The organism is Streptomyces monticola, assembly GCF_042665355.1.
Taxonomy (GTDB): Bacteria; Actinomycetota; Actinomycetes; order Streptomycetales; family Streptomycetaceae; genus Streptomyces; species Streptomyces monticola.
This window is the reverse complement of the sequence record NZ_JBHTCF010000012.1, coordinates 225,027-247,154: the sequence shown is the minus strand read 5'-3', so window position 1 is coordinate 247,154 and position 22,128 is coordinate 225,027. Positions and strand designations below refer to the sequence as shown.

General features: G+C 71.0%; 22 protein-coding genes and 1 pseudogene. 12 read left to right on the top strand and 11 right to left on the bottom strand.

What is annotated here, in order from left to right; all coding sequences use genetic code 11:
- Positions 1–46: 46 nt before the first annotated feature.
- Positions 47–490, bottom strand: coding sequence for a YybH family protein (locus ACFQVC_RS26590; protein WP_381835140.1), 444 nt, complete (start codon positions 488–490; stop codon positions 47–49).
- A 24-nt stretch (positions 491–514) separates the two neighbouring features.
- Here ACFQVC_RS26590 and ACFQVC_RS26585 point away from each other — a divergent pair, with 24 nt between their 5' ends.
- Positions 515–961 carry a winged helix-turn-helix transcriptional regulator gene (locus ACFQVC_RS26585; RefSeq protein WP_381835138.1) on the top strand — a complete coding sequence of 149 codons (447 nt, stop codon included), beginning with the start codon at positions 515–517 and terminating at the stop codon, positions 959–961.
- Here the strand turns inward: ACFQVC_RS26585 and ACFQVC_RS26580 are convergent.
- From ACFQVC_RS26580 to ACFQVC_RS26570, 3 genes are all read right to left on the bottom strand, one after another.
- The gene (locus tag ACFQVC_RS26580; protein ID WP_381835136.1) at positions 937–2,544 is read right to left on the bottom strand and encodes a TIGR03086 family metal-binding protein; all 1,608 of its coding nucleotides are present in this window, start codon (positions 2,542–2,544) and stop codon (positions 937–939) included. The two genes, ACFQVC_RS26585 and ACFQVC_RS26580, sit on opposite strands and share 25 nt — an antisense overlap.
- Before the next feature lie 136 nt (positions 2,545–2,680).
- Positions 2,681–3,133, bottom strand: a complete 453-nt coding sequence (locus ACFQVC_RS26575; protein WP_381835134.1) for a hypothetical protein — start codon at positions 3,131–3,133, stop codon at positions 2,681–2,683.
- Positions 3,134–3,257: 124 nt separating this feature from the next.
- Entirely contained in the window at positions 3,258–3,983 is a 726-nt protein-coding gene (locus ACFQVC_RS26570; RefSeq protein WP_381835216.1) for an NAD(P)-dependent oxidoreductase, read from the bottom strand.
- Between ACFQVC_RS26570 and ACFQVC_RS26565 the strand changes: the two are divergent.
- Positions 3,975–4,358, top strand: a pseudogene (locus ACFQVC_RS26565) (TetR/AcrR family transcriptional regulator C-terminal domain-containing protein); the annotation flags it as partial. The gene ACFQVC_RS26570 and the pseudogene ACFQVC_RS26565 overlap by 9 nt on opposite strands.
- 24 nt (positions 4,359–4,382) lie before the next feature.
- On the opposite strand, the gene ACFQVC_RS26560 reads toward ACFQVC_RS26565, so the two are convergent.
- The 3 genes from ACFQVC_RS26560 to ACFQVC_RS26550 all read right to left on the bottom strand — a co-directional run bounded on the left by ACFQVC_RS26560 (position 4,383) and on the right by ACFQVC_RS26550 (position 7,118).
- Positions 4,383–5,387: a MerR family transcriptional regulator gene (locus ACFQVC_RS26560; protein WP_381835132.1), complete on the bottom strand. Its 1,005-nt coding sequence runs from the start codon at positions 5,385–5,387 to the stop codon at positions 4,383–4,385.
- Between the two features lie 3 nt (positions 5,388–5,390).
- Positions 5,391–6,068 carry a HEAT repeat domain-containing protein gene (locus ACFQVC_RS26555; RefSeq protein ID WP_381835214.1) on the bottom strand — a complete coding sequence of 226 codons (678 nt, stop codon included), beginning with the start codon at positions 6,066–6,068 and terminating at the stop codon, positions 5,391–5,393.
- 327 nt (positions 6,069–6,395) lie between these two features.
- Complete coding sequence (locus ACFQVC_RS26550; RefSeq protein ID WP_381835130.1) at positions 6,396–7,118, bottom strand: dienelactone hydrolase family protein; 723 nt, start codon at positions 7,116–7,118, stop codon at positions 6,396–6,398.
- A 252-nt stretch (positions 7,119–7,370) separates the two neighbouring features.
- Between ACFQVC_RS26550 and argC the strand changes: the two genes are divergently transcribed.
- From argC to ACFQVC_RS26525, 5 genes are read left to right on the top strand one after another with little or no spacing between them, the layout of a single operon-like run.
- The gene (gene argC / locus ACFQVC_RS26545; RefSeq protein WP_381835128.1) at positions 7,371–8,408 is read left to right on the top strand and encodes an N-acetyl-gamma-glutamyl-phosphate reductase; all 1,038 of its coding nucleotides are present in this window, start codon (positions 7,371–7,373) and stop codon (positions 8,406–8,408) included.
- Entirely contained in the window at positions 8,405–9,559 is a 1,155-nt protein-coding gene (gene argJ, locus ACFQVC_RS26540; protein ID WP_381835126.1) for a bifunctional glutamate N-acetyltransferase/amino-acid acetyltransferase ArgJ, read from the top strand. The genes argC and argJ overlap by 4 nt, the downstream gene beginning before the upstream one ends.
- Before the next feature lie 19 nt (positions 9,560–9,578).
- On the top strand, positions 9,579–10,487 hold the full coding sequence (gene argB / locus ACFQVC_RS26535) for an acetylglutamate kinase (protein WP_381835212.1): 909 nt from the start codon (positions 9,579–9,581) through the stop codon (positions 10,485–10,487).
- Positions 10,484–11,692 (top strand): acetylornithine transaminase, encoded by a 1,209-nt coding sequence (locus ACFQVC_RS26530; protein ID WP_381835124.1) that lies wholly within the window; start codon positions 10,484–10,486, stop codon positions 11,690–11,692. The genes argB and ACFQVC_RS26530 overlap by 4 nt, the downstream gene beginning before the upstream one ends.
- Before the next feature lie 7 nt (positions 11,693–11,699).
- Positions 11,700–12,245 carry an arginine repressor gene (locus ACFQVC_RS26525; protein ID WP_381835122.1) on the top strand — a complete coding sequence of 182 codons (546 nt, stop codon included), beginning with the start codon at positions 11,700–11,702 and terminating at the stop codon, positions 12,243–12,245.
- Here the strand turns inward: ACFQVC_RS26525 and ACFQVC_RS26520 are convergent.
- The 3 genes from ACFQVC_RS26520 to ACFQVC_RS26510 form a co-directional block, all read right to left on the bottom strand.
- The gene (locus ACFQVC_RS26520; RefSeq protein WP_381835120.1) at positions 12,242–13,291 is read right to left on the bottom strand and encodes a bile acid:sodium symporter family protein; all 1,050 of its coding nucleotides are present in this window, start codon (positions 13,289–13,291) and stop codon (positions 12,242–12,244) included. The genes ACFQVC_RS26525 and ACFQVC_RS26520 overlap by 4 nt on opposite strands.
- A 70-nt stretch (positions 13,292–13,361) precedes the next feature.
- The gene (locus ACFQVC_RS26515; protein WP_381835118.1) at positions 13,362–14,057 is read right to left on the bottom strand and encodes a L,D-transpeptidase family protein; all 696 of its coding nucleotides are present in this window, start codon (positions 14,055–14,057) and stop codon (positions 13,362–13,364) included.
- Positions 14,058–14,087: 30 nt separating this feature from the next.
- Complete coding sequence (locus ACFQVC_RS26510) at positions 14,088–14,675, bottom strand: pyridoxamine 5'-phosphate oxidase family protein (RefSeq protein ID WP_381835116.1); 588 nt, start codon at positions 14,673–14,675, stop codon at positions 14,088–14,090.
- A gap of 164 nt (positions 14,676–14,839) precedes the next feature.
- Here ACFQVC_RS26510 and ACFQVC_RS26505 point away from each other — a divergent pair, with 164 nt between their 5' ends.
- From ACFQVC_RS26505 to ACFQVC_RS26490, 4 genes are all read left to right on the top strand, one after another.
- Positions 14,840–16,036: an argininosuccinate synthase gene (locus tag ACFQVC_RS26505; protein ID WP_381835114.1), complete on the top strand. Its 1,197-nt coding sequence runs from the start codon at positions 14,840–14,842 to the stop codon at positions 16,034–16,036.
- A gap of 33 nt (positions 16,037–16,069) precedes the next feature.
- Positions 16,070–17,503, top strand: coding sequence for an argininosuccinate lyase (gene argH, locus ACFQVC_RS26500; protein ID WP_381835112.1), 1,434 nt, complete (start codon positions 16,070–16,072; stop codon positions 17,501–17,503).
- 85 nt (positions 17,504–17,588) lie between these two features.
- Complete coding sequence (locus tag ACFQVC_RS26495; protein ID WP_381835110.1) at positions 17,589–18,140, top strand: TetR/AcrR family transcriptional regulator; 552 nt, start codon at positions 17,589–17,591, stop codon at positions 18,138–18,140.
- On the top strand, positions 18,137–19,678 hold the full coding sequence (locus ACFQVC_RS26490) for an MFS transporter (RefSeq protein ID WP_381835108.1): 1,542 nt from the start codon (positions 18,137–18,139) through the stop codon (positions 19,676–19,678). The genes ACFQVC_RS26495 and ACFQVC_RS26490 overlap by 4 nt, the downstream gene beginning before the upstream one ends.
- A 209-nt stretch (positions 19,679–19,887) precedes the next feature.
- Here the strand turns inward: ACFQVC_RS26490 and ACFQVC_RS26485 are convergent, their stop codons facing one another.
- Positions 19,888–20,577, bottom strand: a complete 690-nt coding sequence (locus ACFQVC_RS26485; protein ID WP_381835106.1) for a lysophospholipid acyltransferase family protein — start codon at positions 20,575–20,577, stop codon at positions 19,888–19,890.
- Positions 20,578–20,823: 246 nt separating this feature from the next.
- Between ACFQVC_RS26485 and ACFQVC_RS26480 the strand changes: the two genes are divergently transcribed.
- Positions 20,824–22,029, top strand: a complete 1,206-nt coding sequence (locus ACFQVC_RS26480; protein ID WP_381835104.1) for a glycerophosphodiester phosphodiesterase — start codon at positions 20,824–20,826, stop codon at positions 22,027–22,029.
- Positions 22,030–22,128 lie beyond the last annotated feature (99 nt).

The following is a 22,128-nucleotide window of genomic DNA, read 5'->3' as shown; positions in this document are numbered from 1 at the left end:
GAGGCGTGGGGCCTGGGGCGCGGGGCCCGGTGGGGGAGGGGGTGGCTCAGGCTGTGCCGAAGGGGTTGTCGATCACGTAGCGCCATCGGCCGTCCGAGCCTCGGCGGGCGACATCCGTGGCGGTGCCCTCGATATGGAGATGCGCGCCGTCGGGCCCGGTGCCGTCGATGACCCAGTCGACGATCAACAGGGCGATGTCGTCGGCGACATACGTGTGCCGGGGGTGAACGGAGATGGGCAGCCCCAGGGCGAGGAAGTCGGCGTTCGCCGCGGTGAGGGCGGGGCCGGTGACCTGCCGGCCCGGCTCGGGCACGAAGACGCCGCCGTCCTCGTACACCTGGCTCACGGCGTCCGCGCTGCCGCTGTTGAAGGCCCTGGCGAACACCGTGGGATGGTCCCCGGCGACCGTGGTCAGGGCGACATCGGGGCCATGGGCAGTCAGGGTGACACTGGGGGCATGGTCAGGTCCGACGCTCGATTCGATGCTCATACGCTCAGCCAACCCGCGCCCGCCGTGGCTCACCAAACGGAAACCCACCCCGGGACGCCGGACGAGAGCGGTGAACTCCCCGCCTGGGAAGCCGAGTTGGTGCCCGACGAGCACGGCCGCAGCCGCCGCCCGGAAGCGGACTGCCCGGTCGAGGTGGCCCTCGCCGCCGTCGCGGGGCGCTGGACCACGCTGGTCCTGCGTGAGCTGATGTCGGGGCCGCACTCCTACACGGGCCTGCGCGACCGCCTTCCCGAGATCAGCCCCAAGGTGCTCTCCGACCGCCTCCGTACGCTCGAAGAGCGCGGACTGCTCAGCCGCGACCGGCTGCCGGGCTTCCCCGTCCGCACCCGCTATCACCTCACCCCGGCGGGCCGGTCCCTGCGCCCGCTCCTCATCGAGCTGTACCGCACGGGCACTGCACTGCGGACCCATGTGCCCGCGGCGGATCAGGAGACCGTGCGGCCCAGATAGGCGGCCAGGCGGTCCAGGGCGGGGGCGTCGTCGGGGACCGGCCGGGGCGGGCCGAAGGAGCCGCCCTCCGTGCGCGGGAGCGGACCGTAGATCTCGTGGACGACGGGCAGCGCGGCCTCGGCGAGGTCCGGTACGAGGTCGCCCGGGTGCCCGGCGGCGGGGCCCAGAGCTGTGGCCAGGTCCCAGCCGTGCACCAGCATCTCGATGACGAGCTGCTCGACGATACGCCGCCCCGGAGCGGGCCCGTACCGCTGGTCGAGCATCCCGGGGCGGCGGAAGGCGGCGAGTGAGCCGCGCGCGGCGTCGCGGAACGCCGCCACGTGGTCGTCACCGAGGTGATCGGCCGCGAAGTCGGAGCGCGGGGCGCCGTCGGCCAGGCCGGCCCAGAGCAGGTTCTCCCAGACCAGGTGGTCGAGAAGGGTGCGTACGTCCCAGTCGGCGCACGGAGTCGGCCGGTTGAAGGCCTCCGGATCCGCCACCGGATCCACGGCGGAGACAAGGCCCTGCACAAGGTCCAGGACGCGCGCACAGGCGTCGAGCACCCCCGCCGGGCCCGCCGTCTGCCAGGCGTCGGCCCCGTCGTCGTAGATCCCGTCGAGCTCGGCGGCGCGTGCCCCGGGCGCGGGGCTGGTGCGCAGCGCGGTCACGAGCCAGGCCCCCGCGGCCGCCATGCTCGGGCGCACGGGCAGGCCGTTGATGGTGCACAGGAGCTGCCAGTACCGCTCGACCCGCTCGTCGGAGCCGACTTCGAGCTGTTCGACGAGCAGCTTGCGGGCCGCCGGGCCGTCGGTGCGCCCGTCGTCGCTGAGCAGGGTCTGCGTGGGGAGCCAGGCGGCGACGACGGCCGCGACCACGGGCTCGGCGGCCGGGGAGTCGGGCGCGATCCCGTCCCGCATCGCGGAGTTGACGCGTTCCGTCCAGAAGTCGGTGAGCCGGTGCATGGCCTGGAGTGCGGCCTCGTCGTGCTCGCCCGGCGCGTGTTCGGCGGCGTACCGCGCCATGCGCCGCATACCGGCGCGCAGGGCGGGGTCCGCCACCAGTTCGCTCAGTTCGATCCACGCGTCGACCTGCTGGTCGGTGGGGTCGTCGGGCAGCTCCGGGGTCGCGGCCAGCAGACCGCGGCGGTACGTCGGCACGTCCAGGTCGCCGAGGGTCCCGGTCACGAAGGTGTGGATGAGCGTGCGCCGCTCGGCGGCGGTCATACGGGCGGTGCGGTTCATATGGGCCAGTCCTTGTGCGGTGGTGGCGCGGCGGGTGACGGAGCGCAGCACCGCCTGCTGCGTCCGCAGGGCCCGGATCTGTGACTCCAGCGCGTCGACGTGGGCCCCGGCCACCTCGGCCAGGGTGTGCTCGCGGTCGAGGACGTCACGGATCTCAGGGAGGCCGAGCCCGAGCTCCCGCAGGGTCCTGGCCAGCTCCAGGCGGGCCAGGGCCCCCGCGTCGTAGAGGCGGTAGCCGGCGCCGGTGCGCCCGGCCGGCGGGACGATCCCGACATCCGACCAGTGCCGGATGAGCTTCACCGGCGTACCCGTCTTCCGTGCGACCTCACCGATACCCCACAGCTCCGTGTCATCGACTTGCATGAGCTCACTCTCCGGTCTCCCACAGTGGGAGAGTCAACTCCGCCGAGCCGAGCCGAGCCGAGCCGAGCCGAGCCGTGCGGTGCCGTGCCGTGCCGTGCCGTGCCGTGGTGTGGCGGTGAGGGCGTTCGTCACCGGGTCAGGGTGATTCGCGGGTCGCGGCGACCGTGAGGCATACGGCGGCGGCCAGCGTGAGGCCCAGGGCGGCCGGATTGACGTAGTCCGGAACGGACTCGGCCGCGTAGGCCCCGCCGTCCGTCGTCTCGCAGACGAACCGCAGGGGCAGGTAGTCCACGGTGTAGTCGACGACGGTCAGGGCCCGCTCCCACTGCCCCGGGGTCCGGCAGGGCAGCAGCGGCGACGAGCCGGCGCCGCCGTCCTCCGCCTCCAGGACCGCTCCGGCCACATGCAGCAGGCCCCACGTGTATACGGCTGCTGCGGTGGCCCCCAGGAGGGCGGCGCCGCTCCGGAGCCGCCTGCGGCGGTCGGCGCGACGGAGCCCGGTCCGGCCGAGGGTGCCGAGGCCGTAGCCGAGGAGACCGAGCGAGGAGATCAGCCCGGCGGGAAGGAACAACACGAGAAGCGGTGCCATCCGCCGAGTTCATCAGGAAGAGAGCGCAACGGCCGTGACGGAACCCATAGTTCCGGCAGCAGAACCGGCAACAGCTGCGGCACGGCTGTGGCGTGACCGGGCCCGTAACCGTGTCCGGCCGGCGCTACGCGTGGTCGTGCAGGCCGCCGCTGTGGGCGAGGGCGCTCGGCGTGAGGCGGCCGACGATCGCCGGTGCCTCCCGGACGAGCGTGTCATCGGTGAGCGCCTCCACCATGAACAGCGCGAAGTCCACGCGGCGCGTCAGGTTGCTGGCCAGCACGGGGTCGCCCACATGCCGGCTCCACACCGGCAGGCCCTGGCTCTCGCCCTCCTCCAGGTTGCTGCCGCGCACCACGGTCCACCGGGTGTCGCTGGCGAACACCCGGCGGCAGGCCTCCACTTGGTCGTCGATCTCGACGGCGCGGACCAGCTTGGCCAGACGTGCGGCGAGCCAGACGAGCGCCAGGAACATCCGTGAGTACGAGTCCTTGCCGTCGCGCGTGATGTGCCAGCCGCAGGAGAAGACCAGGCGTGCGCCCGGCCGCGCGTGGTCGAGCACCGACTGCGCCGTGCCCGACGCGTACTGCCGTACGCCCCAGGGCACGAGGACGGTCAGCACCCCGTCGCACCCGGCGACCGCCCGCCGTATCACCTCGGGGTCGTTCGTGGGTCCGGGGACCACGGTCATCCGGCCCTCGAACTCGGCCAGTTTCGGCACGCTGCGCTCCCGGCACACGCCGACCACCTCGTAGCCGCGCTCCAGTGCCTGCCGGACCATGTACCGCCCGAGCTTCCCCGAAGCCCCGACGACGCAGACCTTTCTTACACGTTCCGTGTTCACCGGAGCCATCCGTGGGCCGTCGCCCTGATGGACTCCCGCGCCAGGCCGGGGCCTGCGACCCTGGGCCACCACGACGCCGTCATCGGCGCGTTGCGCGCCGGAGGGTTCTCCGTCCCGATGGCCGCGCACGCCTTCTCGCTGATCGACAGCTATCTGTACGGCTTCGTGATCCAGGAGTTGAGCCTGCCGTTCAGCGGCCCGGCCGAGCTGGACGAAGTCGCGGGCGCCCTGCTGCGTGAGCTGCCCGCCGGCGCCTACCCCCACCTCACCGAACTCGCCACCGAGCACGCCCTGAAGCCCGGCTACGACTACGCCGACGAGTTCACCTTCGGCCTCACGCTCATCCTCGACGCCTTGCACCCGGACGAGACGCCCGGGTCCTGAGGTTTCCGTATCCAGGAGCGTGCGTCACCGTGCGTCCCGCAGCCGCAGGAGATACGTCGCGGTCAGCGCGACGGCACGGTCGTCGTCATGTGAAAGGTCCACGAGCGCACGTGACGCCGTCGTCCCCGGGATGCCCGCAAGGGCCTGGGTCAGCCGTCCGCGTGCGGGAGCTTCCGTGGTGTCGTGGGCGACGCGGCCGACGAGCCGGGTCGCGATCCGGTCCGCCGCCGCGGGGTCGCTCGCAAGGACGCTCAGGGCATCGGCCGCGTCCGTGTCGTTCCTGCCCCTCACGATCATGTCGACGAGCGTCGGGACCGCATCGGCCTCACCCCGTGTCCCGAGCGCCAGAGCCGCATACCCGCGGACCACGTCGTCGGGGTGCGCGAGAGCGTGCCGCAGCTGCGCGGTGGCCTCGGCGCCGGGCAGCTCGGCGAGGGACTGAACGGCACGTTCCCGTACTGCGGCCACGGGTGAGCCGAGGCCGTCCGCCAGCAGGGCCGCGCCGCCGTCGCCCGATCGCGCGAGGGCCCACCGCAGTGCCCCGGCGACATTCGGCTCCGACTCGCTCAGCGCCGCCTCGACCAGGGCCTCCACCGGCACCGGAACCCCGTCGGCCTCGGAGAGGGCTGCGCGCTGGCGCGCGTCGGCGCTTTTCGAACCCAGTGCCTGGAGGAGCGCGACGACCTGGAGGACGTCCTGCCAGCCGACGGGGTCCGCGGCATCGATCCGGCGCAGCCGCGTGAGCAACTCGGTCTCCGCCGCGATGCGTTCGCGCGTCTGCCGGATGAGATCGCCGACGAGCGCCGAGGGCGTGAATCCGGGATCGTCCAGCGCGCGCCCGATCTCACGCAGCGAAAGGCCCAGGGATCGCAGGCTCTCGATATGGAAGATCCGCCGGATGTCGTCGTCGGAGTACTCCCGGTACCCGGAGCCGGTACGGCCCGAAGGGCGCACCAGGCCGAGCGACTCGTAATGCCGGAGCATGCGGGCACTGACCCCGGACCGTCTCGCCACCTCACCGATCAGCACGCCCTATCGTCCCTCCTGTCCCGACCCGCCGAGGGCCACGACGCGCTTCGCCTCCTCGATCGCGAACTCGAACCCGGTGTCAGGGTCGCGCAACAGCCGTTCTGTGGCGAGCGCGTGGGCGCGCACCTGCGGGTCAGGGGCCGTCGTCGCGGCCTGCAGAGCCGGCACCGTCACCGCACCCAGGGCGACCAGTGCCCGGCTGAGACTGAGCTGTGTCTCCCGCTCACCGCGCCCGAGCTGCGTGGCAAGGACGGCGGCCAGGGCGGGCTCCTCGCCTTCCGGTACGAGCACGACCGCGGCCCGCCAGGCGCTCCGCGCCACCTCGTCGTCGGTGTCGGTCAGCAGCGCGCGCGTGATCACCGGCCATGCCTGCCGGTCCCCGATCTTGGACAACGTGTGCAGCGCCTGGCTCCGTGCCTGCGTACGCCCGGAGCCGAGTTCACGGAACAGCCGGGGGAGCGTCATGGACACCGGGTGGCGGGTGAGCGCCCAGGTCAGCATGTCGCGGACGAAGAACTCGGGCTCGGTCGCGCAGCGCTCGATGAGCTTGTCGACGAAGCGCGGGTCAGGTGTCGTGCCGACCGCGAGGGCGGCCCGCAGCCGCACCGACGCACGGCCGTCCTCCAGCCCCTGAAGCGCTCGTACCCCATCTGTATCCGTGTCCTGTCCCGTGACCGTCATCGAGACCACCTCCTCGGCGAGCAGTGAAGGCCTTGTCACCGTGTCAAGGTCAAGCGGAGCCAGTGCACGATCACCGGTCGGCGAGGGCCTTGCGGGTCGTGCGGTACAAGGCGTGCAAGAAGGGCAACCTGCGCCGGGTGTCCGGAACCGTGGACGACACCAAGAACGACAACCGCTGCCTCAGGGCCGAGATCCGGTTCGCGCCGCCCCGACCGGCCGGTACCGCCGATGGCCGGTACCGCCGCGATCGGGGCGGCTGTGCATCACCTGCTGCCTACCGCCTATCGCCTGCTGCCCGCCGGCAGCCGTGGGCCCGCCGGCCCGGCCTCACTTCAGGTGCCGGTCGTAGAACCGGCCCGCGTCCTCCGCCTCGAACCACGGGGTGCCGGTGTGTCCGCCCAGGTTGGCGTGCAGCGTCTTCTCCTTGCTGCCGAAGGCGTCGAACAGGTCCAGGGCCCGCTGCCGGGGGTTGCCTTCGTCGTCCCACTGCAGCAGGAACAGCAGCGGAACGGTGACCTTCCGGGCCTCGTCGCGCTGGGCGCGCGGCACGAAACCCCCGGCGAAGAAACCGGCGGCCGCGATACGCGGATCGGTCACCGCGAGGCGGATGCCTAGGGCGGTCCAGCCCGAGTATCCGACCGGGCCGCCGATCCCGGGCAGGGCAAGGAGGGCGTCCAGGGTGGTCCGCCACTCCGGGACCGCCTTTTCGACCAGCGGGCCGACGAGGGACTCGAAGATCTCGTCGACCGGTTCGCCGGTCTGGAACGCCCGGCGGAGGTCGGCGCGGGCCTGCTCCTCTGCGGCGGAACGGGGCCGGTCACCGCACCCGGCGGCATCGATGGTGGCCACCGCGTAGCCGGACGCCGCGGTCTGCCGGGCCCGGGCCACGAGACGGGGCTGGCTCTTGGGCAGGCCGTTGTTGTGAGCCATCAGGATCAGCGGGACCGGTGCGGCGGATCCGGGCGTCCACAGGGTGCCGGGGATCTCGCCGAGGGTGAATTCGCGTGCGACGACGCCGTCGTCGAGACGCTGTTCAGAGGTGAATTGCATGGTCGTGCCCTTCGGGAGTGCGCTGCAAACGGCGCTCCCGGACGACCTGTCGCCCGACCGTGACCCCGGAGGAGAGCACCCACGTCGATACGTTCACGGGTACCACCTCCTCGTTCTCTCGCACGGCCTCCGGGAAGGTAGCAGCGGCCGTTGTGCGCCGCCAACGGGTTTTCGGTCCTCCCCGAGGCCCCGTATCCTTTTGCATAAAACTTCGAAGCTACGTATAGTCATGCCATCAACTAGGAGGATCCGATGGCGGTACGTGCGGCAGTCGCAGGGGCGAGTGGATACGCGGGTGGGGAGCTGCTGCGTCTGCTGCTCGGGCACCCGGGGGTGGAGATCGGTGCGCTGACCGGGAACTCCAACGCGGGGCAGCGCCTCGGTGCCCTGCAGCCTCATCTGCTGCCGCTCGCCGACCGGATTCTCGAGCCGACCACCGCCGAGGTGCTCGCCGGGCACGAGGTCGTCTTCCTCGCCCTGCCGCACGGACAGTCCGCCGCCGTCGCCGAGCAGCTCGGCCCCGACGTCCTGGTCGTCGACATGGGCGCCGACTTCCGGCTCAAGGACGCGGGGGACTGGGAGAAGTTCTACGGCACCCCGCACGCCGGCACCTGGCCCTACGGCCTGCCGGAGCTCCCGGGCGCCCGTACCGCGCTCGCCGGCAGCAAGCGGATCGCGGTGCCCGGCTGCTACCCGACCGCCGTCTCGCTCGCCCTGGCCCCCGCGTACGCCGCAGGGCTCGTCGACCGGAGTCAGGCCGACGCGGTGATCGTCGCGGCGACCGGTACCTCCGGCGCGGGCAAGGCGCTCAAGCCGCATCTGCTCGGCTCGGAGGTCATGGGCTCGATGTCGCCGTACGGCGTCGGCGGCGGCCACCGGCACACCCCCGAGATGATCCAGAACCTCAGCGCGGCCGCCGGTGAGCCGGTCTCCGTGTCCTTCACGCCGACCCTCGCCCCGATGGCCCGCGGCATCCTCGCCACCTGCAGCGCCAAGGCCGCGCCGGGAGTCACGGCCGAGTCGGTGCGCGCGGCGTACGAGAAGGCGTACGCGGACGAGCCGTTCGTGCGGCTGCTCCCCCAGGGGCAGTGGCCCGCCACCGCCTCCGTGTACGGCTCCAACGCCGTGCAGCTGCAGCTCGCGTACGACGAGAACGCGGCCCGCGTCATCGTGATCAGCGCCATCGACAACCTCACCAAGGGCACCGCCGGCGGCGCGGTGCAGAGCATGAACATCGCCCTCGGCCTCGACGAGGCCACCGGCCTTTCCACGATCGGAGTCGCACCGTGAGCGTGACGGCAGCAAAGGGATTCACGGCGGCCGGTATCGCCGCCGGGATCAAGGAGAACGGGAACCCCGACCTCGCCCTCGTGGTGAACAACGGGCCCCGACTGGCCGCCGCGGGCGTCTTCACCTCCAACCGCGTCAAGGCCGCCCCCGTCCTGTGGTCCGAGCAGGTGCTCAAGGGCGGCCTGGTCTCCGCCGTGGTCCTCAACTCCGGTGGCGCCAACGCCTGTACGGGCCCCCAGGGCTTCCAGGACACCCACGCCACCGCCGAGAAGGTGGCCGCCACCCTGGGCCTGAACGCGGGGGAGATCGCCGTCGCCTCGACCGGGCTCATCGGCGTGACCCTGCCCATGGACAAGCTGCTGCCCGGCGTGGACCAGGCCGCGGCCGCGCTGTCCGAGCACGGCGGCGAGAAGGCCGCCATCGCCATCAAGACCACCGACTCCGTGCACAAGACCGCGGTCGTCCAGAAGGACGGCTGGGCGGTCGGCGGCATGGCCAAGGGCGCGGGCATGCTCGCCCCCGGCCTCGCCACCATGCTGGTCGTGCTCACCACGGACGCCGACCTCGACTCGGCCGCCCTGGACGGCGCGCTGCGCGCCGCCACCCGCACCACCTTCGACCGGGTCGACTCCGACGGCTGTATGTCGACGAACGACACCGTGCTCCTGCTCGCCTCTGGAGCGTCCCAAGTCGCGCCCGCCCACGACGAGTTCGCCGAAGCGGTGCGCGCGGTCTGCGACGACCTCGCACGGCAGCTGATCGGTGACGCGGAGGGGGCGAGCAAGGACATCCGGATCGAGGTGATCAACGCGGCGAGCGAGGACGACGCCGTCGAGGTGGGCCGCTCCATCGCCCGCAACAACCTCCTCAAGTGCGCCATCCACGGCGAGGACCCCAACTGGGGCCGGGTGCTCTCCGCCATCGGCACCACCGCGGCGGCGTTCGACCCGAATCAGCTCAACGTCGCCATCAACGGCGTCTGGGTCTGCAAGAACGGCTCGGTCAGCGAGGACCGCGACCTGGTCGACATGCGGTACCGCGAGGTGCGGATCACCGCCGATCTGGCCGCGGGCACCACCGAACCCGTGGTGATCTGGGCCAACGACCTGACCGCCGACTACGTGCACGAGAACAGCGCGTACTCCTCCTGATCTCCAGGGACTTCGAAGCCTGATGAGCACTCGTAAGCACACCGCACTGCCCAAGGCGCAGATCCTCGTCGAGGCGCTGCCCTGGCTGACCCGGCACCAGGGCAAGACCGTCGTCATCAAGTTCGGCGGCAACGCCATGGTCGACGAGGAGCTGAAGGCCGCCTTCGCGCAGGACGTCGTCTTCCTGCACCACGCGGGACTCAAGCCCGTCGTCGTGCACGGCGGCGGCCCGCAGATCAGCAAGGCCCTCGACCGGCACGGCATCGTCAGCGAGTTCAAGGCGGGGCTGCGCGTCACCACCGAGGACGCCATGGACGTCGTACGCATGGTGCTCGCGGGTCAGGTGCAGCGCGAGCTGGTCGGCCTGCTCAACGAGCACGGGCCGCTGGCCGTCGGCCTCACCGGCGAGGACGCACACACCATCACCGCCACCAAGCACCAGCCCCGTATCGAGGGCGAGTTGGTCGACATCGGCCGGGTCGGCGAGATCACCGAGATCGACACCGGCGCGATCGAGGCGCTGCTCGCCGACGGCCGGATTCCGGTCGTCTCCTCCATCGCCCGCTCCCAGGACGACGGACATGTCTACAACGTCAATGCCGATACGGCGGCCGCGGCGCTCGCTGCGGCGCTCGACGCCGAGACCCTGATGGTCCTCACGGATGTCGAGGGCCTCTACGAGGACTGGCCGAGCAGTGACGAGGTGATCAGCCGCCTGACGGCCACCCAGCTCGAGAAGCTCCTGCCCGACCTGGCCAGCGGCATGGTGCCGAAGATGGAGGGCTGCCTGCACGCCGTGCGCAACGGCGTGCACACCGCCCGCGTCATCGACGGCAGGGTCCAGCACTCGATCCTGCTGGAGATTTTCACGGATGAAGGAATCGGCACGATGGTCGTGCCCGACGACCTCGAAGGGGGAGCGCAGTGACCGCCAACCAGGAGTACGCACAGCGGTGGCAGGGCGCGCTGATGAACAACTACGGCGCCCCGCGGATGCCGCTGGTGCGCGGCGAGGGCCTCAAGGTCTGGGACGCGGACGGCACCGAGTACCTCGACTTCGTCGGCGGTATCGCGGTCAACGCCCTCGGCCACGCGCACCCGGCGGTGGTCCGCGCCGTCAGCGACCAGGTCGCCACCCTCGGCCAGATCTCCAACTTCTTCATCGCCGAGCCGACGGTCACCCTCGCCGAGCAGCTGCTCCAGCGGTTCGGCCGTGAGGGCCGGGTGCTCTTCTGCAACTCCGGCGCGGAGGCGGTCGAGGCGGCCTTCAAGATCGGGCGGCTGACGGGACGCCGGCACATGGTGGCGACCCAGGGCGGCTTCCACGGCCGCACCATGGGCGCCCTCGCGCTCACCGGCCAGCCCAAGAAGCAGGAGCCGTTCGCGCCTCTGCCCGGCGACGTCACCCATGTTCCGTACGGCGATGTGGAGGCCCTGCGCGCCGCCGTCACCACCGACACCGCACTCGTCCTGATCGAGCCGATCCAGGGTGAGAACGGTGTGGTCGTACCGCCGGCCGGCTACCTCAGGGCCGCGCGGGAGATCACCTCCGCCACCGGCACGCTGCTCGTCCTCGACGAGGTGCAGACCGGCATCGGGCGGACCGGGCACTGGTTCGAGCACCAGGCGCACGACGGTGTCGAGCCGGATGTCGTGACGCTCGCCAAGGGCCTGGGTGGCGGCCTTCCGATCGGCGCGACCGTGGCCTTCGGCGCGGCCGCCGACCTGCTGCAGCCGGGTCAGCACGGCACCACCTTCGGCGGCAACCCGGTGGCCTGCGCCGCGGGTGTCGCGGTCATGGAGACCATCGCGGCCGACGGGCTCCTGGACAACGTCAAGCGCCAGAGCGAGCGGCTCATCGACGGAATCGAGGGATCCGGCCACTCCCTGGTCGGCCATGTCCGTGGTGCGGGGCTGCTCCTGGGTATCGTGCTCACCGAGCCGCTGGCACCGCAGGTGCAGCAGGCGGCTCAGGACGCCGGCCTCCTGGTGAACGCGCCCGCCCCCGACGTGGTCCGCCTCATGCCCGCGCTGACCATCTCCGACGCGGAAGTGGATGCGTTCCTCCAGGCCCTGCCCGGCATCCTGGACCAGGCCCTTCAGGCCCACGGGGAAGGACGATCCGGAGAATGAGGCGACGATGAGTCTGCAGGACAACGAGCACGGCGCAGAGCATGGCGGGCCTGCCGTGCCGCAGACCCGCACCGCCCGGCACCGCCGGATCGTGGACATCCTCAACCGGCAACCGGTGCGCTCCCAGAGCCAGTTGGCGAAGCTGCTCGCGGACGACGGCCTGTCCGTCACGCAGGCGACGCTCTCGCGTGACCTGGACGAGCTGAACGCGGTCAAGATCCGCAACAACGACGGGGATCTGATCTACGCGGTGCCGAGCGAGGGCGGCTTCCGCACCCCGCGCGCCCCGCTCGGGGAGTCCGCCAAGGAGCAGCGCATGCGCCGTCTCTCCGGCGAACTGCTCATCTCCGCCGAGGCCTCGGCCAATCTCGTCGTCCTGCGCACCCCGCCGGGCGCCGCGCAGTTCCTGGCTTCCGCCATCGACCAGGCCGAACTGCACGACATCCTCGGCACGATCGCGGGCGACGACACGCTGCTCCTGATCAGCCGCGAGCCCGCGGGCGGCCAGGCCCTGGCGGACCATCTGCTCCAGCTGGCGCAGGCGGCGCGTTAGCCCTCCCGCTCGGGGGCGCCCTGCCCGGCGCCGGGACCGGCGGCGCCCGCGGCACCGGCGGCACCGGCGGCGCCCGCGGGGGCGGCGGTCCGGTCGGAGCGGTGTGACATCCATGCCGCCACCAGCGCCCCCGACACGTTGTGCCACACGGAGAACACGGCCGCGGGCAGCGCCGCGAGCGGGCTGAAGTGGGCCGTGGCGAGGGACGCGGCGAGGCCGGAGTTCTGCAGACCCACCTCGAAGGCGAGGGCCCGGCTCGCGGGCTGCCCGAGCCGGGCGGCCTTGCCGACCGTGTAACCGAGGGCCAGGCCGAGGCCGTTGTGGAGCACCACGGCGAGGAACACCACGGCGGCCGCCGACTTGATGGCGGCCGCGCTGCCCGCCACCACCACGGCGACGATCACCGCGATCGTGAGCGCGGAGAGCCAGGGCAGGACGCCGAGCACCCGGTCCACGAAACGGCCCGCGAGGAGGCGTACCCCGAGCCCCGCGAGCACCGGGAGCAGCACGGTCTTGAGGATGTCGACGGTCATCGTGCCCGCGTCGATGGGCAGGAACTCACCGGCGAGAAACAGCGCCAGGGCCGGGGTCAGCAGCGGTGCGAGCAGGGTCGACACACTGGTGACGGAGACCGAGAGGGCGACGTCGCCGCGCGCCAGATAGGTCACCACGTTGGACGCGGTGCCGCCCGGCGCACAGCCCACGAGGATGAGTCCCGCGGCCAGTTGGGGCGAGAGCGACAGCGCGTGGGCGATCAGCCAGCCGAGCCCCGGCATCACGATGTACTGCGCCGCCAGACCGAGCAGCACCACCCAGGGCCGCTTCGCCACGCCCTTGAAGTCGAGCGGGGTCATCGTGAGACCCATGCAGAACATGACGATGCCGAGCAGATACGGCACGGAGGTCTTCCAGTCCGCGAAGGTCCCGGGCGACAGCAGGCCGAGAGCGCCGGCGGCGAGCACGAGTACGGGGAAGACGGTGACGGCACGGCGCGCCGTACGGTCGCCCGACGCCGAGGTGCTGGGGTTCGTCTGTTCGGCTTCCACGCCAGGATGCAACGCCGCGCCCGGTGCGGCCCGCAAGCCCGTCTCGGTATGTGGTCGCTACAGCGACCTGTCAGTAACGGGTGATCGCGGTGCGCCCCGAACGGGTCCCGATGGCGATGTGCGGGGCGCGCCCCGGCTCCGCCCAGGCCAGGATCCGGCGCATCGCGGCGGCCGGCACCGACACACAACCGGCCGTCGCGCCCCGCCCGTTGACATGCAGGAAGATCCCGGCGCCGCGGCCGCGCACCGGCCGCTCGTAGTTGAAGCCGACGACGAGGGCGTGTGCGTACTGCCGGGCGTGGTCCACGAGGTGCTCGGACTCACGGGCCCGGCAGTCGGCGGCCAGGGGCTCGGTCCAGCGGTTGTAGGAGCGCGACCGGTTGTCCTGGCACCACCAGGAGTCGCGCCGCACCGGGCGGTACGGCGTGGAGGTGCCGGCCGGCGCCGCCTTGGTGCCGAAGGCGTACGGCAGGTCGTAGAGGCCGGCCGGAGTGGTGTCCGTGCCCTGCTCGCGCCGTGTCCCCTCCACGAGCCCCTTGGCGCCGAACCGCGCCGGAGCGGAACCGGCCTCGTGCCAGCGCCCCTCGCGCCGCTCCCACCACGTCACGGTCCCGGACGTGGCCCCGGACCGGGGCGCGACCGCCGTGATCAGCTGGCTGCCGCCGCCGGTGTCGGCCATCCGGGCGGGCAGCGGGGGCGCGCCCTGGCCGGCGCCGGCGATCAGCAGGACGGAGCAGAGCGCGACACCGGCACGCAGGACGGCCATGGCAACCCCCGAGCGGAGAGGGACGGTTGCTCAGAAGGTACGGGGCGGCAGCGGAAGCGGCAGCCCGGGAAGGCCGTCGATGCTCTCGGCGATGTACTCCTTCTTGGCGAAGTACGCGCTCAGCGAGTCGTCGTCCTCGCGCGCGAAGCGCCTGCTGTGCAGATCGCGGTCCTCGTCGTACGACATGAAGGGCACTCCGTACCCGCAGGTGTCACGGACGAGTTCGGCCGTCACGACGATGATCGCGCGCAGTCCGTGCAGATTCGGGTCGATGTCGGGGAAGTGGCCGAGGAGTTCGTCGAAGCGCGGGTCGTCGCGGAAGACGGGCTCGCCCCTGCCGTGCACCCGGACGATGTTGGGCGGCCCCTGGAAGGCACACCACATCAGGGTGATCCGGCCGTTCTCCCGCAGGTGGGCGATGGTCTCCGCATTGCTTCCGGCGAAGTCCAGATAGGCCACGCGGTGCTCGTCGAGGACGGCGAAGGAACCCGTCAGGCCCTTGGGGGAGAGGTTGACCGTACCGTCACCCGACAGCGGTGCGGTGGCGGTGAAGAACACGGGCTGTTGCTCGATGAAGGTACGCAGGCGGCCGTCTATGCATTCGTGAGTCTTTCCCATGCCTAACGATTATGGTCGGCGACCTTTCGCTTGTCTAATGAATCCCCACACCTGATTCCTTGTGCCGACGACCCTGTCGAGGGGCCTGCATTGACGATTCATACGGAGCAATGCATACTCATGCATAACAGCGCATGCACCGTGAGGACCGTAAGGAGAAACCCGTGACCGAGCGCGTCGTACTCGCCTACTCCGGCGGTCTTGACACCTCCGTCGCCATCGGCTGGATCGCCGAGGAGACGGGTGCCGAGGTCATCGCCGTCGCCGTGGATGTCGGCCAGGGCGGCGAGGACCTGGACGTCATCCGCAAGCGTGCGCTCGCCTGCGGTGCGGTGGAGGCCGAAGTGGCCGACGCCAAGGACGAGTTCGCCGAGGAGTACTGCCTCCCGGCGATCAAGTCCAACGCCCTGTACATGGACCGCTATCCGCTGGTCTCCGCCCTTTCCCGGCCGGCCATCGTCAAGCACCTGGTGGCCGCGGCCCAGAAGCACGGCGCCACCACGGTCGCCCACGGCTGCACGGGCAAGGGCAACGACCAGGTGCGGTTCGAGGCGGGCATCGTCGCCCTCGCCCCCGGCTTGAAGTGCATCGCGCCGGTCCGTGACTACGCCATGACCCGGGACAAGGCCATCGCGTTCTGCGAGGAGAAGAACCTCCCGATCGCGACCAGCAAGAAGTCCCCGTACTCCATCGACCAGAACGTCTTCGGACGGGCCGTCGAGACCGGCTTCCTCGAGGACATCTGGAACGCGCCGGTCGAGGACATCTACGAGTACACCCAGAACCCGGCCGCGCAGCGCGAGCCCGACGAGGTCGTCATCTCCTTCAAGGAGGGCGTCCCGGTCGCGATCGACGGCACGCCCGTCACCGTCCTGCAGGCCGTTCAGCAGCTGAACGAGCGGGCCGGCGCGCAGGGCATCGGCCGGATCGACATGGTCGAGGACCGGCTCGTGGGCATCAAGTCCCGTGAGGTGTACGAGGCTCCCGGCGCCATCGCCCTGATCACCGCCCACCAGGAGCTGGAGAACGTCACGGTCGAGCGTGAACTCGCCCGGTACAAGCGGCAGGTGGAGCAGCGCTGGGGCGAGCTCGTCTACGACGGTCTGTGGTTCTCGCCGCTCAAGCGGGCCCTGGACGGCTTCATCAACGAGGCCAACCAGCATGTCACCGGCGACATCCGGATGACCCTGCACGGCGGCCGCGCCGTCGTCACCGGCCGCAAGTCGGACACCTCTCTCTACGACTTCAACCTCGCCACCTACGACTCGGGCGACACCTTCGACCAGTCCAAGGCGCAGGGTTTCATCGACATCTTCGGCCTGTCGCAGAAGATCGCCGCGAAGCGGGATCTGGCAAATTAAGCCCCCTTCCCGCACGCACGACAAGGAGCAACCGTGAGCAGCAACACCGGCGCAGGCGACGTCCGCCTCTGGGGCGGCCGTTTCGCCGACGGCCCCGCCGAGGCCCTGGCCAAGCTGTCGGCGTCCGTCCACTTCGACTGGCGCCTCGCCCCCTACGACATCGCCGGCTCCCGCGCCCACGCGCGCGTGCTGCACAAGGCGGGCCTGCTCACGGCCGACGAGCTGCAGCGCATGCTGGCCGGACTCGACCAGCTCGAACAGGACGTCGCCGCGGGTGAGTTCATCGGCACCATCGCCGACGAGGATGTGCACACCGCCCTGGAGCGGGGCCTCCTGGAGCGGCTCGGCCCGGACCTGGGCGGCAAGCTGCGCGCCGGACGGTCCAGGAACGACCAGGTGGCGACGCTCTTCCGGATGTATCTGCGGGACCACGCGCGGATCATCGGCGGGCTCGTCGCCGATCTGCAGGAGGCCCTGGTCGGGCTCGCCGAGGCGCACCCGGACGTCGCGATGCCGGGCCGTACGCATCTGCAGCACGCCCAGCCCGTGCTCTTCGCCCACCACGTCCTCGCCCACGTCCAGGCCCTTTCGCGGGACGCCGAGCGGCTTCGGCAGTGGGACGAGCGCACCGCCGTGTCGCCCTACGGATCCGGCGCACTCGCGGGCTCCTCGCTCGGCCTAGACCCGGAGGCGGTGGCGCGGGACCTCGGCTTCGAGCACGGCAGCGCGGGCAACTCCATCGACGGCACCGCCTCGCGTGACTTCGTCGCCGAGTTCGCCTTCATCACCGCGATGATCGGGGTGAACCTCTCCCGGATCGCCGAGGAGATCATCATCTGGAACACGAAGGAGTTCTCCTTCGTCACGCTCCACGACGCCTTCTCCACCGGCTCGTCGATCATGCCGCAGAAGAAGAACCCGGACATCGCCGAGCTGGCGCGCGGCAAGTCGGGCCGCCTCATCGGCAATCTGACCGGTCTGATGGCGACGCTCAAGGCGCTGCCGCTCGCGTACAACCGTGATCTGCAGGAGGACAAGGAGCCGGTCTTCGACTCCTGCGATCAACTGGAGATCCTGCTCCCGGCGTTCACCGGCATGATGGCCACCCTCACGGTCAACCGTGAGCGCATGGAGGAGCTGGCCCCGGCCGGGTTCTCGCTCGCCACCGACATCGCCGAGTGGCTCGTCAAGCAGGGCGTGCCGTTCCGGGTCGCGCACGAGGTCGCCGGCGAGTGCGTGAAGGAGTGCGAGCAGCACGGCATCGAGCTCGACCAGCTCACCGACGAGCAGTTCGCCAAGATCTCCGAGCATCTGACGCCCGAGGTGCGCACCGTTCTCAACGTGCCGGGCGCCCTCGCCTCCCGCAGCGGCCGCGGCGGTACGGCTCCCTCGGCCGTCGCCGCCCAACTGGCCGAGGTCAAGGCGGACTTGACGGTCCAGCGGGCCTGGGCCGACGCCAAGAAGTAACCGCTACGGCTCAAGGCGGCGCCCGTACGGCTCAAGGCCTGGCCCCCGTGAGACATTCTCGTCTCACGGGGGCTAGGCTTGTCTCATGGCCGTCGACAGAGAACACGTACTGCGCTCCGCAGCCGCCCTGCTCACCCGCAGGGCCACCGCCACCATGGACGAGGTGGCCAAGGCGGCCGGTATCAGCAGGGCCACCCTGCACCGGCAGTTCGCCGGGCGCGACGCCCTCGTCAAGGCCCTCGAAGAGCTGGGCATCGAGCAGCTGGAGGCGGCACTCGACGCCGCCCGCCTTGACGAGGGGCCGGCGGCCGACGCCATCCGGCGGCTGATCGCCGAGGCCGAGCCCGTCTCCGGGTTCCTGGCCTTCCTGGTCACCGAGAACCAGCTCTTCGAGGCCGACCGGGTGCACGAGGGCTGGACCCGGATCGACGAGCGGATCTCGGACCTCTTCAAGCGCGGCCAGGAGTCCGGTGAATTCCGTATCGACCTGACCCCTGCCTGGCTCACCGAGGCCCTGTACGGCCTGATCGGGGCCGGTGCCTGGTCCGTGCAGGACGGCCGGGTGGCCGCCAAGGACTTCCAGTACATGATCGTCGAGTTGCTGCTCGGCGGCGCCCGGCGGAGCGTGGAGAAATGACGAGCACTGCACGGCAGGCGGCGATGGAGCACGGGGAACGCAGTCCGGGACGCTGGCTGGCCTTGGGCGTCCTCGTGCTCGCGGTGCTGCTCGTGGCGGTCGACGCGACCGTACTCGGCCTCGCGACGCCCTTCCTCAGCGAGGACCTCAAGCCGTCCGGCACCCAACTCCTGTGGATCGGCGACGTCTACTCGTTCGTGATCGCGGGCCTGCTCGTCTCCATGGGCAGCCTCGGCGACCGGATCGGCCGCAAGAAGCTGCTCCTGTCGGGCGCGGTCGCGTTCGGCGCGGTCTCGGTGCTCAACGCGTACGCGACGAGTCCCGAGATGATGATCCTGGCCCGGGCCCTGCTCGGTGTCGCGGGCGCGACCCTGATGCCCTCCACGCTGGCCCTGATCCGGAACATCTTCCACGACCCCAAGGAGCGCAGTGTCGCCGTCGGCATCTGGGGCGCCGCGGCCTCGGCGGGCGCTGCGGTCGGCCCCCTGGTCGGCGGCATCCTCCTGAACCACTTCTGGTGGGGCACGGTCTTCCTGATCAACCTGCCGGTGATGGCGGTCCTGGTGCTCGTCGGCATCAAACTGCTGCCGGAGTCCCGCGACCCCAACCCGGGACCGTGGGACCTGCTCAGCGTCGCCCTGTCCCTGGTGGGCATGGTCGCGGTGGTCTACGCGGTCAAGGAGGCCGCGGTGCACGGCTTCCGCTGGGACATCGCCGCGGCCGCGGTCGTCGGTGTCGCGGCCCTCTTCTGGTTCGCCAGACGCCAGTTGACCCTGGAGTCGCCGCTGCTCGACATGCGGCTCTTCCACCACCGGGGCTTCTCGGGCGCGGTCCTCGCCGACCTGCTGACCATCCTCGGCCTGGCAGGCCTGGTCTTCTTCCTCTCCCAGTTCCTGCAACTGGTGCAGATGCGTACGCCGCTGGGCGCCGGACTCATCGAACTGCCCGCCGCCGTGGGCGCCGTGGGCACCGGACTCGTGGCCGGCGTCATCGCCCGCAAGGCCTCGGTGCGGATCGCGGTGTCCGGCGGCCTCGCGGCGGTCGCGGTCGCCCTCGCCGCGTGCACGGCCCTGGACGCGAGCACTCCGGCGCTGCCCCTGTGCCTGGCGCTGTTCGTCGGCGGCGCGGGCGCGGGCCTGGCCTTCACGGTGACCGCGGACGTGATTCTCTCCAGCGTCCCCAAGGAGCAGGCGGGCGCGGCCTCCGCGGTCTCGGAGACCGCCTACGAACTGGGCTCGGCCCTCGGCATCGCGCTGCTCGGCTCGGTCGTCACCGGCATCTACCGCGGCTTCACGGTCCCCGAAGGCGTCCCCGCCCAGACGGTATCGGCGGCCCGGGACTCCCTCGGCGGCGCGGTGGAAGCCGTCAAGGACCTGCCGGGCACCCAGGGCGCGGCACTCCTGAAGTCGGCCCAGGACTCCTTCACCAGCGGCTTCGAAACAGCGGCGGCCGTCGCGGCAGCAGTCCTCTTCGCGACGGCCGTGGCGGCATGGTTCATGCTGAAGGGCCAGCGCCTGGAGGAGGGCCTGGAGCACTGAGCTCAGCCCATATTCAGCCCGTCCGGCGGCGGTTCATGCCGGGCGGGGCTTGAGGGGGCCTTGAGGGAGGGCCTGGAGCGCTGAGCTCAGCCCACATTCAGCCTGTCCGGCGTTTGAGGACGAGCACGGAGGGCGATCTCACCGAGCCACGCCGCAGGGCGCGCTGGCCCCCGAGCAAACCCCCAGGGCACCCCACCCCCACAAAAAACCTACGCAGCCTTCGCCTTCGTGGCGTAGATGTCCACGTACTCCTGGCCCGACAGGGCCATGACCTCGGCCATCACCGAGTCCGTGATCGCGCGCAGCACATACCGGTCACGGCCCATGCCGTCGTAGCGGGAGAACTCCATCGCCTCGCCGAAGCGGACGGTGACGCGCCCGGGGCGGGGCAGGCCCGCGCCGCCCGGCTGCAGCTTGTCGGTGCCGATCATGGCGAACGGGACGACCGGCGCCCCGGTCATCAGGGTGAGCCGGGCGATACCGGTGCGCCCCCGGTACAGACGGCCGTCGGGGGAGCGGGTGCCCTCGGGGTAGATCCCGAAGATCCGGCCCGCCTCCAGGACCCGGCGGCCGGTCATCAGCGCCGCGACACCGCCGCGGCCGCCGTCACGGTCCACCGGGATCATGCCGACGCCGGTGAAGAACCAGGCCATGAGCCGGCCCTTGAGGCTCTTCCCGGTGACGTACTCGTCCTTGCCGATGAAGAACACCTGGCGGTCGCAGACCAGCGGAAGGATCATCGAGTCGATGAACGTGAGGTGATTGCCCGCGAGGATCACGGGACCCGTACCGGGAATGTTCTCCGCGCCCTCCACCCGTGGGCAGAACATCAGGCGCATGACCGGTCCGAGCACTGCCTTGATGAACGCGAAGCGGGACAACGGTTCCTCCGGTGTCAAGGGTGAACTGTGCAGTATCAGCAGGTGAGGACGATACTCGCGGGCCCATGCGAATTGCACATCGGGTTCACGGAGTGGATACGCAGTGTTGACGTGCGTTTGCGGTGCGTTGGTCCGTCATTGGTGCCAGGGGCTCCCCGGCGTCATACGTAGACCCCTAGCATCGGTCAGCTAATTGACAGGTGCTGGACAGCAAGCACAGCAAGCACAGCAAGCACAGCAAGCACAGCCAGGGGAGGAGCCTTCATGACCGCAGGCAGCCAGGACAGCAGTCAGGACAGCAACAGCAGTCAGGACGGGCGGGACGGAACCAAGGGGCAGCTGCCGGGCACGGGCCCGGGGCGGCGTGCCCTGCTGGGGGCCGCGGTCCTCGGCGCGGGCGGTGCCACCCTCGGCCTCGCCGGCACGGCCAGAGCCGCCGACCGCACCGGCGGCCGCACGGACCTGCCCGTGCCCACCGTCGTCGCCCACCGCGGCGCCAGCGGCTACCGGCCCGAGCACACCCTCGGCTCGTACCAGCTCGCCCTGGACATGGGCGCGCACGTCATCGAGCAGGACCTGGTGCCCACCAAGGACGGCCATCTCGTATGCCGTCACGAGAACGACATCACCGGGACCACCGACGTCGCGAACCACCCCGAGTTCGCCACCCGCAAGACCACCAAGTCCGTGGACGGTGTCTCGTACACCGGCTGGTTCACCGAGGACTTCACTCTCGCCGAGCTCAAGACGCTGCGCGCCAAGGAGCGCATCCCCGGCACCCGGCAGGAGAACACGCTCTACGACGGCCGCTGGGAGGTGCCCACCCTCGAAGAGGTGCTGCGCTGGGCCGAGAAGGAGGGCCGCCGGCGCGGCAAGCAGGTCTGGCTGCATATCGAGACCAAGCACCCCACCTACTTCCGCAAGCTCGGCCTCGGCCTCGAGGAGCCGCTCGCCAGGCTGCTCCGGAAGTACGGACGGCACAAGAAGCACTCCCCGAACTTCGTGCAGTCCTTCGAACCCAGCAGCATGGAGCGGCTGAGCAAGCTCATCCAGGCTCCGCGCGTGGTGCTTCTCTCCAGCGCGGCCTCCCGCCCCTGGGACTTCGTCGAGGCGGGCGATCCGCGTACCGTCGCCGATCTCGTCAAGCCCGAGGGCCTCGCCTGGATCGCGTCGTACGCCCAGGGCATCGGCCCCACGCTCGACCTGGTCATCCCGCGCGACAAGGACGGCAGGCTCACACAGCCGACGACGCTGGTGCGGGACGCGCACGCGGAGAACCTGGTCCTGCACCCGTACACGATGCGCAACGAGAACTCCTTCCTGCCGCTCGACTTCAGGAAGGGCACCGACCCCAGCGCGTACGGCGACGCCTTCGGTGCCTTCAAGGCCTACTTCGCGACGGGTATCGACGGGATCTTCTCCGACAACCCGGACACGGCCCTGCTCGCGGCGGCGGACTTCAACGGCTGACCCTCGGGGAGCCGTTGGGGGGAGCCGTTGGGGGGGGGTACGTCAACCGCCCAGGTCAGCGCCCCCATTGCGGGTGAGCGTGGGCCGCCCCGGCAACTG